The sequence below is a fragment of the Ensifer sp. Root558 genome, from assembly GCF_001427045.1.
GTDB lineage: Bacteria > Pseudomonadota > Alphaproteobacteria > Rhizobiales > Rhizobiaceae > Ensifer > Ensifer adhaerens.
The window spans coordinates 592,114-606,838 of the sequence record NZ_LMGC01000012.1; the positions used below are offsets into that span (position 1 = coordinate 592,114).

At 62.0% G+C, this 14,725-nt stretch carries 15 protein-coding genes and 4 pseudogenes; 18 read left to right on the forward strand and 1 reads right to left on the reverse strand.

What is annotated here, in order from left to right; genetic code table 11:
• Positions 1–174: 174 nt before the first annotated feature.
• The 14 genes from ASD63_RS16190 to fliP all read left to right on the forward strand — a co-directional run bounded on the left by ASD63_RS16190 (position 175) and on the right by fliP (position 9,916).
• Positions 175–954: a DUF1217 domain-containing protein gene (locus tag ASD63_RS16190; RefSeq protein ID WP_034796919.1), complete on the forward strand. Its 780-nt coding sequence runs from the start codon at positions 175–177 to the stop codon at positions 952–954.
• Between the two features lie 2 nt (positions 955–956).
• Complete coding sequence (gene flgF, locus ASD63_RS16195; RefSeq protein ID WP_034796916.1) at positions 957–1,682, forward strand: flagellar basal-body rod protein FlgF; 726 nt, start codon at positions 957–959, stop codon at positions 1,680–1,682.
• Between the two features lie 18 nt (positions 1,683–1,700).
• On the forward strand, positions 1,701–3,092 hold the full coding sequence (fliI, locus tag ASD63_RS16200; RefSeq protein WP_034797576.1) for a flagellar protein export ATPase FliI: 1,392 nt from the start codon (positions 1,701–1,703) through the stop codon (positions 3,090–3,092).
• The gene (locus ASD63_RS16205; RefSeq protein WP_034796913.1) at positions 3,092–3,646 is read left to right on the forward strand and encodes a hypothetical protein; all 555 of its coding nucleotides are present in this window, start codon (positions 3,092–3,094) and stop codon (positions 3,644–3,646) included. The genes fliI and ASD63_RS16205 overlap by 1 nt, the downstream gene beginning before the upstream one ends.
• Positions 3,647–3,825: 179 nt before the next feature.
• Positions 3,826–4,206 (forward strand): flagellar basal body rod protein FlgB, encoded by a 381-nt coding sequence (gene flgB / locus ASD63_RS16210; protein ID WP_034797574.1) that lies wholly within the window; start codon positions 3,826–3,828, stop codon positions 4,204–4,206.
• A gap of 5 nt (positions 4,207–4,211) precedes the next feature.
• Entirely contained in the window at positions 4,212–4,631 is a 420-nt protein-coding gene (gene flgC / locus ASD63_RS16215; protein ID WP_034796910.1) for a flagellar basal body rod protein FlgC, read from the forward strand.
• The gene (locus ASD63_RS16220; protein WP_034796908.1) at positions 4,631–4,972 is read left to right on the forward strand and encodes a flagellar hook-basal body complex protein FliE; all 342 of its coding nucleotides are present in this window, start codon (positions 4,631–4,633) and stop codon (positions 4,970–4,972) included. The genes flgC and ASD63_RS16220 overlap by 1 nt, the downstream gene beginning before the upstream one ends.
• 11 nt (positions 4,973–4,983) lie before the next feature.
• Positions 4,984–5,772 (forward strand): flagellar basal-body rod protein FlgG, encoded by a 789-nt coding sequence (gene flgG / locus ASD63_RS16225; protein ID WP_034796905.1) that lies wholly within the window; start codon positions 4,984–4,986, stop codon positions 5,770–5,772.
• Between the two features lie 17 nt (positions 5,773–5,789).
• Entirely contained in the window at positions 5,790–6,299 is a 510-nt protein-coding gene (gene flgA, locus ASD63_RS16230) for a flagellar basal body P-ring formation chaperone FlgA (RefSeq protein WP_051659364.1), read from the forward strand.
• Positions 6,296–7,411, forward strand: coding sequence for a flagellar basal body P-ring protein FlgI (locus ASD63_RS16235; protein WP_043613025.1), 1,116 nt, complete (start codon positions 6,296–6,298; stop codon positions 7,409–7,411). The genes flgA and ASD63_RS16235 overlap by 4 nt, the downstream gene beginning before the upstream one ends.
• The gene (locus ASD63_RS16240; protein WP_034796899.1) at positions 7,408–7,947 is read left to right on the forward strand and encodes a MotE family protein; all 540 of its coding nucleotides are present in this window, start codon (positions 7,408–7,410) and stop codon (positions 7,945–7,947) included. Before ASD63_RS16235 ends, ASD63_RS16240 begins: the two co-directional genes overlap by 4 nt.
• The gene (gene flgH / locus ASD63_RS16245) at positions 7,944–8,657 is read left to right on the forward strand and encodes a flagellar basal body L-ring protein FlgH (protein ID WP_034796898.1); all 714 of its coding nucleotides are present in this window, start codon (positions 7,944–7,946) and stop codon (positions 8,655–8,657) included. The genes ASD63_RS16240 and flgH overlap by 4 nt, the downstream gene beginning before the upstream one ends.
• An 18-nt stretch (positions 8,658–8,675) precedes the next feature.
• A complete protein-coding gene (locus ASD63_RS16250; RefSeq protein ID WP_034796896.1) occupies positions 8,676–9,170 on the forward strand; it encodes a flagellar basal body-associated FliL family protein in 495 nt (164 codons plus the stop codon).
• 8 nt (positions 9,171–9,178) lie between these two features.
• Positions 9,179–9,916, forward strand: a complete 738-nt coding sequence (gene fliP / locus ASD63_RS16255; protein ID WP_034796894.1) for a flagellar type III secretion system pore protein FliP — start codon at positions 9,179–9,181, stop codon at positions 9,914–9,916.
• Between the two features lie 212 nt (positions 9,917–10,128).
• Here the strand turns inward: fliP and ASD63_RS16260 are convergent, their stop codons facing one another.
• The gene (locus tag ASD63_RS16260; protein WP_034796892.1) at positions 10,129–12,042 is read right to left on the reverse strand and encodes a glycosyltransferase family 41 protein; all 1,914 of its coding nucleotides are present in this window, start codon (positions 12,040–12,042) and stop codon (positions 10,129–10,131) included.
• Between the two features lie 369 nt (positions 12,043–12,411).
• On the opposite strand from ASD63_RS16260, the pseudogene ASD63_RS35885 reads away from it, so the two are divergent.
• The 4 pseudogenes from ASD63_RS35885 to ASD63_RS35480 all read left to right on the forward strand — a co-directional run.
• Positions 12,412–12,914: pseudogene (locus ASD63_RS35885) on the forward strand (flagellin); the annotation flags it as partial.
• Positions 12,915–13,285: 371 nt separating this feature from the next.
• A pseudogene (locus ASD63_RS35115) lies at positions 13,286–13,502 on the forward strand (flagellin); the annotation flags it as partial.
• Positions 13,503–13,791: 289 nt separating this feature from the next.
• Positions 13,792–14,076: pseudogene (locus tag ASD63_RS36170) on the forward strand (flagellin); the annotation flags it as partial.
• A 1-nt stretch (position 14,077) separates the two neighbouring features.
• Positions 14,078–14,470, forward strand: a pseudogene (locus ASD63_RS35480) (flagellin); the annotation flags it as partial.
• Positions 14,471–14,725 lie beyond the last annotated feature (255 nt).

The window sequence follows — 14,725 nt, forward strand, 5'->3', positions numbered from 1 at the left end:
CCTGCCGCGATCTTATTTTCCGCTAACGGGATACGGTTTCATCCTTGCGTGAGGCTGGCCGGTCCTGGCGACAAGGCCACCTGGCGGAACAGGTTCGCGCAAGGCTGTCCGGTCAGGATTTGTCAGGGCAGGCTCAGGGGCTGCCTGTCTCATTCCGGCAGGGGCGGAGCGATCGTGACCACGACCTATACGAGCTACAAGCTGATTACGGCCGACTTGACGAAGTCGCTGGCCCGCGTTGCCGAGCAGCCGGATGTGGCGCGCGAGACCGCGTACTATCTGTCGAAGATCGGCGACGTCAAAACGATCGACGACTTCTTTGCCGATACCCGCCTCTACAATTACGCGATGAAGGCGCATGGCCTGGAAGACATGGCCTATGCCAAGGCCTTCATGCGCAAGGTGCTGACCGAAGGCGTCGACAACGAAGATGCCTTTGCCAACAAGCTGACCGACAACCGTTACAAGCAGCTCGTCGAATCGCTGAATTTTGCCGCCCACGGCGCGGCCGCCACATCCTTCGACCGTGCGCAGAAGGGCGTCGCAGAAAAATACACGCGCCAGACCTTGGAACAGGACGCAGGCGAAGAGAATGCCGGCGTCAGGCTTGCCCTTTATTTTTCGCGCATGGCGCCGACGATCAACAGCGGCTACGCCATCATCGCCGATGAGGCGATTGCCCAGGTGGTGCGCACGGCCCTGCAGCTGCCCGACGAATTCGCAGCGACCAATGTCGATCGCCAGGCCGAAACCTATGAACAGGCGCTCGATTTCAAGGACTTCCAGGACCCGACCAAGGTAGCCGAGTTTCTCGACCGGTTCACCGCGCTCTGGGAAACCAAAAATTCAACGGACGGTTATGATCCGCTCGCGGTCTTCGGCTCATCGAGCGGCTACGGCATTTCTTCCGATCTTCTCCTGTCCATCAACAGCCTGAAACTCGGGGGAAACTGAGCGTGCAAACCGGTCTTTACGTCGCGATTTCGTCGCAGATGGCGCTTGAAAAGCGCCTCAATACGCTTGCCGACAACATCGCGAACGCCAACACCGTCGGCTTCCGCGGCACCGAGGTGAAGTTCAACGAGATGCTCGGCGACACGAAGCCGACCAAGGTTGCCTACGTCAACAAGGGCGAGGAGTTCCTGAACACCAGCAACGGTTCGCTGACGCGCACCGGCTCGGCGCTCGACTTCGCCGTCAAGGGCGATGCCTGGTTCCAGATCGAGACGCCCGCCGGCCCGGCGCTGACGCGCGACGGGCGGTTCACGCTGACGGATACCGGCGAACTCGTCACCATTCGCGGCTATCCGGTTCTCGACGCCGGCGGCGCGCCGATCCAGCTCAACGGCAACGGCGGCGACATCACCGTCGGCGCCGATGGTGCGCTTCACCAGAACGGTGTCGCGGTCGCCTCGCTCGGCCTTTACGAGGCCGATTTCAGCAAGGGTTTCATCCGTCTCGACAACAGCGCCGTTCAGCCGGCGGCACAGGTCGAGCCGGTCGTCGACCGTTTCGATGTAGGCGTCATGCAGGGCTTCCTCGAGGAGTCCAACGTCAATGCCATTCAGGAAATGTCGCAGCTGATCATGGTCACCCGCGCCTTCGACAACATCACCGCCCTGCTGCGCGACAGCGAAGGATCGCTCGAAGAAGCGGTCAAGACGCTTGGCGGCAGCCGCTAATCTGTGACGGACATCGGCATGCAAAGCGAAGGCCAGAAAACGAGCACGGGATCGACATCTCTGGCGGCACTTGCCGGCCTGGTCGAACGCTATGCCAAACCCGAATTCTCGATCGCGCCCGGCGGTCACGTCCAGACGATCTCGCCTGGCCACTATACGGTGACTGGCCTGTCGCGGCATGTCCGGCTCGGCGATTTCGTCGCCCACAAGAGCGTCACCGGAACCCATCTCGGCGAGGTCGTTCGGGTCGAGCCGGAGCGGGTGGTCGTCTGCCCGATCGAGCCCGGCGATCCGATCGGCATCCACGACACGGTCATTCGCAAGGGCGCCTTCCGTGTCGCGCCGACCGACCAATGGTGCGGCCGCGCGATCAATGCGCTCGGCGAGCCGATCGATGGTCTCGGACCTCTCCAGCAGGGCGACGTGCGCCGCTCGATCACCAACACCGCGCCGCCGTCGATGACGCGCAAGCGAGTCGAGAAGGGCTTCCTGACCGGCGTGCGCGCGATCGACATTTTTTCGCCGCTCTGCCTTGGCCAGCGTCTCGGCATCTTTGCCGGTTCGGGCGTCGGTAAGTCGACGCTGCTCTCCATGCTGGCGCGCGCCGATGCCTTCGACAAGGTGGTGATCGCGCTGGTCGGCGAACGTGGCCGTGAAGTGCGCGAATTCATCGAGGATACGCTGGGCGATAATCTGGCGAAGTCCGTCGCGGTCGTCGCGACCAGCGACGAAAGCCCGATGCTGCGCAAGATGGCGCCGCTGACCGCCGTCACCATCGCCGAGCATTATCGTGACAACGGCGACAATGTTCTTCTGATCGTCGACAGCGTCACCCGCTTCGCCCACGCGATCCGCGAGGTCGCAACCGCGTCCGGCGAGCCGCCGATCGCGCGCGGCTATCCGGCCTCGGTCTTCACCGAACTGCCGCGCCTTCTGGAGCGCGCCGGCCCCGGCACCGAAGGCGCCGGCACGATCACGGCGATCATCTCCATCCTCGTCGACGGCGACAACCACAACGATCCCGTCGCCGACTCGACGCGCGGTATCCTCGATGGGCACATCGTGCTCGAGCGCAGTCTTGCGGAGGAGGGGCGGTATCCGCCGATCAATCCGCTCGCCTCTATCTCGCGCCTGGCGCGCAAGGCCTGGACCCCCGACCAGGAGAAGCTGGTCTCGCGCCTGAAGGCGCTGATCCACCGCTTCGAAGAGACCCGCGACCTTCGCCTGATCGGCGGCTATCGCCCGGGTGGCGATCCGGATCTCGACATGGCGATCAAGCAGGTGCCGGTCATCTACGAGGTACTGACGCAGACCGCCGGTGAGCGCCCGGCACAGGATGCCTTTTCCGATCTCGCCAACGCGCTGAAGGCGGCGGCGATGGGCAATCAGCCGGGTGCGAGAGCGAGGTGATGACCATGACCGATTATGATGCGGACGAGATGGTACATCAGCGCAAGCGCAGCCGCATGCCGATGACCGACAAGTTCCTGGCCGCGACCGGCGTGGCGCTTGCCGCTTTCGCGACCTTCTTTCCCTGGTATGCCTTCTTCCACCAGGACAAGTTCACCATGCCGCCTTTGTGGCAGGGCTCTACCCGTGATCTGCCGGAACGCACCGCGCGCAACGTCGTCTCGGTTTCTCCGCTCGCCATGCCCGACGCGGACGGCGACACCGTGGCCGCCATCGACCAGTTGACGACGGCGACCGTGCCGGGCATCGGCGCTGGTCCGGGACCGGAAGGTACGGCTGCCGAAGAGGGACTGTCGCAGCCCTTTCCCGGCAAGTCCGGCTTCAAGCTGATGCATGTCGCCAACGGCCGGGCGCTGATCGAGGATGCCAGCGGCATGTATATCGTGCGCATCGGCTCGGTTCTGCCCGACAACACGCGTCTTGCCACGCTCGAGCAGCGGGATGGCCACTGGGTCATGATCACCTCGTCCGGCGAAATGTACCAGGCCAACTGACGTAGACCCGCATTCCTTGCCCGTGACCGCCGCGCCATCTCTGACGGATGACGCGGCTTTCCGTCTTTTGCAGGCGATCTCCGACAGCAGAGGCCCCGATCCCTTGGGCATCGCTTTCCGACGAAAGTCCCACGCAAGATTACCGGCCTAGGTTCGCATCACCAAGCATGGAGCTTTTGATGCAACCGATTCAGCTTTTCGAACTCGCGTCCCGGCAGGCCCAGTGGCTGACCGTTCGCCAGAACGTGGTGGCCGGCAACATCGCCAATGCGAACACGCCGCACTACAAGGCCAAGGACGTCAAGCCGTTCGAAAGCGTGCTGCAGGACGCCGGCATCCAGATGGCGGCGACCAACAAGATGCACTTCACGGACGGCCTCGCAGCCTCTCAGGTGGCTGAAGTCGGCATGGTCGACGGTGTGCAGATCCAGCAATCCGGCAACAGCGTCGCGATCGAGCAGGAAATGATGAAGACCGGCGAAATCAAGCGCGACTACGAGCTCTCCGCCGGCCTTGTGAAGGCCTTTCACCGAATGATGCTAATGGCGGTACGGAAGTAAGAACCATGGATCCATTGACCTCGGCCCTCAAGGTATCGGCCTCCGGCCTGCAGGCGGAATCGACTCGCCTGCGCATCGTCTCCGAAAACATCGCCAACGCCCGCTCCACCGGCGATACGCCGGGCGCGGATCCCTATCGCCGCAAGACCATCAGCTTTGCAGCCGAAGTGGACCGCGCAAGCGGCGCCTCGCTGGTCGAGATTGAGCGGCAGGGCACGGACGATTCGGATTTCAACATCGAGTTCGATCCGGGCAATCCGGCCGCCAACGAAAAGGGCATGGTCAAGCTGCCGAACGTCAACATCCTGGTGGAGATGGCCGATATGCGCGAAGCCAACCGCGCCTATGAGGCGAACCTCCAGACCATCAAGCAGTCCCGCGACCTGATTTCCCAGACAATCGACCTGTTGAGAGCCTCGCAATAATGATCGATGCAGTTAAATCCCTCGGCGCCTTCTCGGTCACCAAAGAGACCGACGGCACCCACTCCACGTCATCCTCGTCGTCGATCTTCGGCATGCCGGCCGCCACCCAGGGCGTGCCGCAGGGGCAGAGCTTCGCTTCGGTTCTCGGCGACATGGCAAGCGACGCCATCGGCGCCATGAAGAAGGCCGAAGGCATGTCACTCGACGGCATTCGCGGCCAGGCAAACACCCGTGAGGTCGTCGATGCGGTGATGAGCGCCGAACAGTCGCTGCAGACCGCGATCGCGATCCGCGACAAGGTGGTCACCGCCTACCTCGAAATCGCGCGCATGCAGATCTGAAGGAACGAGACATGAAGGCCCTTTCCATTGCCGCCACCGGCATGAACGCCCAGCAGCTGAACCTCGAAGTCATCGCGAACAACATCGCGAACATCAACACGACGGGTTACAAGCGCGCGCGCGCCGAGTTCTCCGATCTGCTTTATCAAACCGAACGCGCCCAGGGCGTGCCGAACCGCTCCAACCAGGCGATCGTTCCGGAAGGCGCGATCATCGGTCTCGGCGTGCAGACGGCGGCCGTACGTAACCTTCACATCCAGGGCAGCATGGTTTCGACCGGCAACGAGTACGACCTGGCGCTGATCGGTCGTGGCTGGTTCCAGGTCGAGACGCCCGATGGCGAGACAGTCTATACCCGTGCCGGCGCCTTCAACAAGAATGCGCAAGGCCAGCTCGTGACGATCGACGGCTACACCGTTGTTCCGGGCATCACCGTTCCGCAGGACGCGACCGACATCGTCTTCACGAGCTCCGGCCAGGTGATGGTGCGCATCGGCAACGACCCCGCCATGCAGGAAATCGGCCAGCTGACGATCGCCAACTTCGTCAACGAGGCGGGCCTCGAGCCGCAGGGCGAAAACCTCTTCAAGCAGACGCCGGCCTCCGGCGACGCGATCGTCGGCACGCCTGCCGATCCGGGCTTCGCGCAGATCAAGCAGAAGTATCTCGAAGCGTCCAACGTCGATCCGGTCAAGGAAATCACCGACCTGATCTCGGCGCAGCGCGCCTACGAGATGAACTCCAAGATCATTCAGGCCGCCGATGAAATGGCGGCCACGGTGAGCAAGAACCTCAGGTAACGAAAGAGGGGGCAAACATGACGTTTCGCCGATCCGCAGACATCAAGGCTTCGAAGGCCGGCCGCGCCAGCGCGCGGCGGCTGGTGGCTGGCGCGCTCTTCGCCGCCGCTTTCCTGTTGCCTTCGGCAGGTTATGCGGAACGGTTGACGGCGGTGATCCCCACGCAGACCATCTATCCGGGCGAAACCGTCGATGCGAGCCGCGTCGAAGTCGTCGACGTCACCAACCCTGATCTCGCCGACGGCTACATCAGAACCCTGGGCGAGATCGACGGCAAGGTCACCAAGCGCACGCTTCTTCCCGGCCGGGTGATCTTGGCGAGCGCGCTTCGCGAGCAATATGCCGTCGAGCGCGGTTCGACCGTGCGCCTCGTCTTTAGCAATGGCGGCCTGACCATCAGCGCTGCCGGATCGCCGCTCCAGGACGCCGCCGTCGGCGAACTGATCCGGGCGCGCAACATCGATACCGGCGTCATCGTTTCCGGAACGGTGATGGCCGACGGCACTGTCCATGTGGTGGCGAAATGAAAATGCTTGCATGCAAATGGTTCCTGTCGCTGGCTGTCGCGTTCTCCATGGCGCTGACGCCCGCCTTCGGCGCATCCAGGATCAAGGACGTCGCCTCGCTTCAGGCGGGCCGTGACAACCAGCTTATCGGATACGGCCTCGTCGTCGGCCTGCAGGGCACGGGCGACAGCCTGCGCTCGTCGCCGTTCACCGACCAGTCGATCCGCGCGATGCTGCAAAATCTCGGCATCTCCACCCAGGGCGGCGAGTCCCGGACGCGCAACGTCGCGGCCGTACTGGTGACGGCGAACCTGCCGCCTTTCGCCAGCCCCGGCAGCCGCGTCGACGTGACCGTCGGCTCGCTCGGCGACAGCACGTCGCTGCGCGGCGGCACGCTGGTCATGACCTCGCTTTCGGGTGCAGACGGCCAGATCTATGCGGTCGCGCAAGGCTCCGTCGTCGTCACCGGCTTCAACGCGCAGGGCGACGCCGCAACCCTCAACCAGGGTGTCACGACGTCCGGTCGCGTGCCGAACGGCGCCATCATCGAGCGTGAGCTGCCGTCGAAGTTCAAGGACGGCTTCAACCTCGTGCTGCAGCTGCGCAATCCTGATTTCTCGACCGCCGTCGGCATGGCCGCAGCGATCAACAAATACGCGGCCCAGCAATATGGCGGCCGCATTGCGGAAGCGCGCGACAGCCAGGCCGTTCTCGTCGAAAAGCCGAAGATGGCGGACCTCGCGCGGCTGATGGCCGACATCGAAAACATCGTCATCGAGACCGACGTGCCTGCGCGCGTCGTCATCAACGAACGCACCGGCACGATCGTCATCGGCCAGGATGTCCGGGTCAACGAGGTGGCGGTCAGCTACGGAACATTGACCGTGGAAGTCAGCGAGACGCCGACAGTGGTGCAGCCGCTGCCCTTCTCGCGCGGGCAGACGGCGATGGAACCGAACACGACGATCAACGCGCAGTCCGACGGCGGCACGGTGGCGATCCTCAACGGTTCGAGCCTTCGCTCGCTCGTCGCCGGACTCAACAACATCGGCGTCAAGCCGGACGGCATCATCGCCATCCTGCAGAGCATCAAGACGGCCGGTGCCCTCCAGGCGGAGCTCGTGCTGCAATGATCGCAAACGACAATCATTCTCTCGGCCGGACCCGCAGGCTGCTGCTCGCCGCGGCGGCTGTCGCGTCCATGCTTTCGATGCCGGGCGCCTTTGCCCAGGACGTCACGGCGCCGCCCGCAAGCGACGCGACCCAGAACGAGATCCAGCAGTTCTGCACCAACATCGCCGACGCCGCGCGCGACCAGCGTTATGTGCTGCAGCGCAAGGATCTCGAAACGCTGCAGGCAAGCATCGACGAGCGCATCGCCACGCTCGAAAAGCGCCGCGAGGAATACGAAGACTGGCTGAACCGCCGCAACGATTTCCTGAAACAGGCGGAACTCAACCTCGTCGGCATCTACAAGACGATGAAGCCGGACGCAGCCGCCGGCAAGCTTGAGATGGTGAGGCCCGAGATTGCCGCCGCCATCGTCATGCAGCTGCCACCGCGCCAGTCATCGCTGATCCTGAGCGAAATGAGCGATGAGAAGGCGGCGATCCTTACCAACATCATCTCGAGCGCCAGCGACCCGAACACCTCGAAGGAACCATCATGAAAACGCGTCTAACGGCTATACTGACCGGGGCCGCCCTCCTTGCGGGATGTCAGAACCAAGCGCTCAACGAAATCGGCCGCGCGCCGTCGATGAGCCCGATCGGCAGCGGTCTGCAATATTCGCAGACGCCGCAGCTCGCCATGTATCCGAAGCAGCCGCGCCAGATGGTGAATGGCTATTCGTTGTGGAACGACCAGCAGGCAGCGCTCTTCAAGGACGCGCGCGCGATCAATGTCGGCGATATCCTGACGGTCGACATCAAGATCAACGAAGGCGCAACCTTCGACAACAAGACGGACCGTAGCCGCAAGAACTCGAGTGGCTTCAACGTCGGCGCCAGCGGCAAGTCTCAGACGAGCGATTTCGGCTGGTCCGGCGACCTGAAATACGGCTCGAATACCAAGACCGAAGGTGACGGCACGACGGAGCGTTCGGAAAAGCTGCGGGTGCTCGTTGCCGCCGTTGTCACCGGCGTTCTCGAAAACGGCAACCTGTTGATCAGCGGTTCGCAAGAAGTGCGGGTCAACCACGAGCTGCGCATCCTGAACGTCGCCGGTATCGTCCGGCCGCGGGACGTCGATGCCGACAACGTCATCTCCTACGACCGCATCGCCGAGGCGCGCATCTCCTATGGCGGCCGTGGTCGCCTGACCGAAGTGCAGCAGCCGCCCTACGGCCAGCAGTTCATGGATCTATTTTCGCCGATCTGATCGGCAGGGAACGGCAAGATGGAAGAACTCGATTCCAACGCTCCGAAGCCGCCGTCGAAGGTGCTGACCATCGCGGCCATCGCCGTGCTGACGCTGCTTGCCGGCGGCGGCGGCTGGCTGGTGGGCGGCCTGCTCGCACCACCGCCTCCGAAGGAGCAGGTGGAAGCGACCAAGGAGCCGGCCGCCAATGCGACCGGCGAAGAAGGCCTGCCGAAGGTAGCGACCGAAGCGAACGGCGTCGTCCAGCTCGACCCGATCACCACCAACCTTGCCTATCCCTCTGAAAACTGGATCCGCCTGGAAGTGGCGCTGCAGTTCGACGGCCTGCCTGACCCCAAACTCGCCGAGCAGATCCACCAGGATATCGCCGCCTACCTGAAAACCGTTTCCCTGCAACAAATCCAGGGACCACGCGGCTTTCAATATCTCCGGGATGACATCCAGGAGCGGGTTGACCTGCGCTCCGATGGGCGCGTAACCAATGTGATGTTCAGAACCTTCGTCATCCAATGATTCGATAAATGGTCCGGCTAGTCGCCTTTATAGTTGCCATGATGGCGATGTCCGGTATTGCCGGCGCCCAGAGCTTCCCCTCTGATATCCTGAATACGCCTATCGACGGCTCTGCCGCCTCGTGGATCATCCGCACCTTCGGTCTTCTGACCGTGCTGTCGGTGGCCCCCGGCATCCTGATCATGGTCACCAGCTTTCCGCGCTTCGTGATTGCCTTTGCGATCCTGCGCACCGGCATGGGCCTGGCGACCACGCCATCCAACATGATCATGGTTTCGCTGGCGCTGTTCATGACCTTCTATGTCATGGGGCCGACCTTCGATCGCGCCTGGCGGGACGGCATCGACCCGCTGATGAAGAACCAGATCACAGAGGCGGAGGCGATCCCCCGGATCACCGAGCCTTTCCGCGACTTCATGCTCGCCAATACGCGCGACAAGGACCTGCAGCTCTTCATCGACATCGCCAAGGAAAAGGGCCAGACGGTCGTCGTCGACGACAAGGTCGATCTGCGCGCGGTCGTGCCGGCCTTCATGATCTCGGAAATTCGCCGCGGCTTCGAAATCGGCTTCCTGATCATGCTGCCGTTCCTGGTGATCGATCTGATCGTCGCTACCATCACCATGGCCATGGGTATGATGATGCTGCCGCCGACGGCGATCTCGTTGCCGTTCAAGATTCTCTTCTTCGTCTTGATTGACGGCTGGAACCTCCTCGTCGGCAGTCTGGTGCGCTCCTTCAGTTAGAGCTGTCGCACGGAGAGTGCGCGGCGCGCTAGCGACGGCGACAAATCAAAAGCTCAAAGAGAAGAGCCGCATCCCGAAAACCGCGATGCGCTTGCCTTCGGCGCATGGCGCTCCGGATCATCCGCGCCATCGGGCTTTGCGATCCTCGAAACGGGACAACAAAAAAGGCAGCGCCGCGGCGCTGCCTTTTGTCTTTCAGGGATGATCGCCGTTCAGCGTTCGAACGACCCGATGCGCGGCGGCAATGCCGGAACGTCGATGTGATCAGGTGCCAGTCCGCGCTTGGCGCGGTCGGCCATCATTTCGTAGCCCGTTTCCAGGTGCTGGCAGAAACGCTCCGCATCGAATAGCGGCATCCGGAACCGGTTCTCGTCCAGCCTCTTTCGATAGTCGGCGATCTTGTCACGGTTGTTGTAGAGCGCGACAGCTTCCTTGACGTAGTCCTCCGGCCCCGTGGCCACGAGTTCCGGCACGCCGATGGCGTTCAGCAGGCTCTCGCTCACGCGTGAAGCGAAGTTCGTGCCCTTGAAGGACAGCACCGGCAGGCCTGCCCAGAGCTGTTCGGATGTGGTCGTGTGGCCGTTATAGGGATAGGTGTCGAGGCCGAGATCGGCGAGCGGAACGCGGTCGACGTGGTTCTGGTAGGCGAACTTGCCGCAGATGACGATGCGCTTGGTATCGATGCCGGCGCTTTTGAACTTGGCCAGCAGATTTGTGCGTGCATCCGCCCTGTCGCACAGCACCCACAGCAGGCTTCCGGGCGTCTGGCGAAGGATGTCGATCCAGAGATTGACCGTCTGAAGCGAAATCTTGCGATTTGCGTTGAAGGAGGCAAATACGAATGCATCCTCGGGAAGGCCGACATCCTTGCGCGACATCGCCCGGGGCCGGGCGCGCTCGTAGGGATCGTTGGGCTGGTAGGTCTCCGGCAGGCGGCAGTATTTTTCATAATAATGCGCCTTGCTGCTGTCCGGAAGCACACAAGGGTCGCCGATGATGTAGTCGAGATCGACGTTGACGGTGGTCCCAGGGAAGCCCAGCCAGCCCACCTGCACGGGCGCTGCAGCCCGGTTGAAGATGGAGACTCGGCTTTCGAGCGTATGCCCCTTCAGGTCGACGAGAATGTCGATATTTTCCTGGCGAATGACATGCGCAGCCTCGTCGTCGGAGAGGTCGCCGATCTCGACGATCCTGCCCCATCTTGCGCGTATGTCCTGGTCGCGCGCCGCAAGCGCGCTCTTGGTATGGCAGAAGAGGGTGACGTCGAAGCGCGTCTTGTCGTGCGCCATCAACACCGCCTTCAGCAGCTTCATCGTCGCATGGTCGTCCCAGAAGTCGGCGGAAACATAACCGATGCGAATGCGCTCGCCCCAGCGGTGCGGCGCGGCGCGGCGTACTTCCGTCAGGCTGCTCGGGAACGGGTTGAGCTGTGCGCCGGCAACCCGGTTGAAGCTTTCGTCGCCACACCAGGTCGCATGATAGTAGGGCGCTTCAGCTGCAAGAATTTCGGTCTGCCCGGCTTTCAGTGCCCGTTGGATGTCGCGTTCGTGCTTCTCGACCTCGGCATAGTCGTTGGCCTCACGCGCATAGACGAGATGGGCCGACCGCAGCGTGGTGTTCTTCGGGTTGTTGCGGAAGAGATTGGCGAGCGCGTCACGATCTTGCAGATCGTTGATTTCGGCGGTCAACAGCTTGAAGGCAAGCGCATTGTGCAGACGGTTGGTGCTCAGGGTCAGCGGCGCCTTGAAAAGCCCCAGGATTTCCTTTTCGCCGCGCTTGAGGAAGATCGAGGCGATGATGAAGGCGATCTCGGCATCTGTCTTGGCCTTCTCCAGAAGCGGCAGTCCGATGCTCAGTGCCTCGTCCTCCTGCCCGTTCGCGAAGTAGAGTTTCATGGCGTCGGTGAGGTAATCTTCCGCCCGCGAGCCGCCGGCTTCACCGGCGAGCTGGTAGGCACGGGCCGCCTCAGCCTTGAAACCGAGTTTCACGAGGACCTTCGCCAGAAGCACATAGGTCTTGGTGTCGCGGTTGATCTCCATCAGCACATTCAGCTGGTTGAGCGCGTCCGTGTACTGCCCCTTCTGGTATTGCCGGGAGGCGGTCGAAAAGATGGCTTGGGCGTTCACTAAGAGCTCCGTCGAAGAGGCGCGGCGACCGGCGCCGGCTTGCTAGTCCTTGTTCGAAGCCGAGTTTACCCGGGGGAGCTTGCCTCAGGCAGGAGCGAACCACCGTCCGACACATCTTTGCTGGCGGCAGCGGGGCTGTGATCTCAGCATCCGTGGCAGCATTAAAGTCTTGTTAAGTATAAGTTATCTCGGCCCAAGCTGCCTTGGGCATTTAATCAATTCGCAAGCTTTGCACGCGATAGTCCCTTTCACATGACGGGTTTGGTTTCTTCCGAGATAGTTGGAACCGAGTGGCATGAAGCCGATCCGCCATCACCGGGAAGTCCGGTATGTCCCCTAAATCGTCTAAAGTAATCAAGGGACACTCTAATGACGAGCATCATCACCAATTCTTCCGCCATGGGCGCACTCGCCACCCTGCGTTCGATCAACTCCTCGATGGAAACCACCCAGGAGCGTATTTCGTCGGGTCTGCGCGTCGGCACCGCGGCTGACAACGCTGCTTACTGGTCGATCGCGACCACCATGCGTTCGGACAACAAGGCCCTCTCGGCTGTTCAGGACGCCCTCGGCCTCGGCGCTGCCAAGACCGACGTTGCTTCGTCGGCCATGGAAAACTCCAAGGACGTCGTCGACGAAATCAAGAAGAAGCTGGTAACCGCCAGCGAGCCGGGCGTTGACAAGAGCAAGATCCAGAAGGAAATCAAGGAGCTGCAGAACCAGCTCGTGAGCATTGCCAAGTCGGCCTCGTTCTCCGGCGAAAACTGGGTTTACACCGACCCGAACAACGCTGCCGGCACGAAGTCGGTCGTTGGTTCGTTCAACCGCGACGCCAAGGGCAATGTCAGCCTGACGACGCTGCAGTACGACACNGGCACGAAGTCGGTCGTTGGTTCGTTCAACCGCGACGCCAAGGGCAATGTCAGCCTGACGACGCTGCAGTACGACACCAACAAGAGCTCGCTGATCGAAGTGAACGCTTCGGGTGCCAACGTCACCAACGGCACGGGCCTGCTCTCCAGCAACATCTCCTACACCGACACGACCGGTGCGACCGTATCGCTGACCTTCAGCGTTCTGTCGCTCGACATCACCAGCATGACGAACGGCGCTCTGTCGCAGGCTCTGTCGGGTGTTGACTCGGTCCTGACCCAGATGACCGACGCTGCCGCTGACCTCGGTGCGCTCAACAGCCGTATCGATCTGCAGAAGGGCTTCGTCGAAAACCTCTCGGACTCGATCNTGACCTCGGTGCGCTCAACAGCCGTATCGATCTGCAGAAGGGCTTCGTCGAAAACCTCTCGGACTCGATCGAGAAGGGCGTTGGCCGTCTCGTCGACGCCGACATGAACGAGGAATCGACCCGCCTGAAGGCTCTGCAGACGCAGCAGCAGCTCGGCATCCAGGCACTGTCGATCGCCAACTCGAACTCGCAGAACATCCTGTCGCTGTTCCGTTAATCGACGGGTTGAAAGGGGGCGGGCCACGGTCCGCACCCGATGCAAAATACGAAACCGCGCTTCGCAAGAGGCGCGGTTTTTCTTTGTCGCCAATGCACTGATAAAACTTCGAAAAGTTTCTCTGGGTTTTAGGGTTCGTTAACCACGATGGTGTTTGTTGTAACCATCGAAACGACGGGTTGACCCGAACAGATTAAAGCGTCAGCAGGCATGAGGCTGACCGTCGTTTCCCGGTAATCCCGGAATGTCCCTTTCCATTTCATCTTTGCCAACAAGGGGCACTCAGCCAATGACGAGCATTCTGACCAACTCTTCCGCCATGGGCGCACTCGCCACCCTGCGTTCGATCAACTCCTCGATGGAAACCACCCAGGAGCGCATCTCCTCGGGTCTGCGCGTCGCCACCGCGGCTGACAACGCCGCTTACTGGTCGATCGCGACCACCATGCGTTCGGACAACAAGGCCCTCTCGGCCGTTCAGGACGCCCTCGGCCTCGGCGCTGCCAAGACCGACGTTGCTTCGTCGGCCATGGAAAACTCCAAGGACGTCGTCGACGAAATCAAGAAGAAGCTGNGTTCAGGACGCCCTCGGCCTCGGCGCTGCCAAGACCGACGTTGCTTCGTCGGCCATGGAAAACTCCAAGGACGTCGTCGACGAAATCAAGAAGAAGCTGGTAACCGCCAGCGAGCCGGGCGTTGACAAGAGCAAGATCCAGAAGGAAATCAAGGAGCTGCAGAACCAGCTTCTGAGCATTGCCAAGTCGGCCTCGTTCTCCGGCGAAAACTGGGTCTTCACCGACCCGAACAACGCTGCCGGCACGAAGTCGGTCGTTGGTTCGTTCAACCGCGACGCCAAGGGCAATGTCAGCCTGACGACGCTGCAGTACGACACCAACAAGAGCTCGCTGATCGAAATGAACGCTTCCGGCGCGTTCGTCACGACCGGCACGGGCCTGCTCTCCAGCAATNGGCACGAAGTCGGTCGTTGGTTCGTTCAACCGCGACGCCAAGGGCAATGTCAGCCTGACGACGCTGCAGTACGACACCAACAAGAGCTCGCTGATCGAAATGAACGCTTCCGGCGCGTTCGTCACGACCGGCACGGGCCTGCTCTCCAGCAATATCTCCTACACCGACACGACCGGCGCGACCGTAGCGTTGACCTTCAGCGTCATGACGCTCGACATCACCAACATGACGGGCGGCGCTCTGTCGCAGGCTCT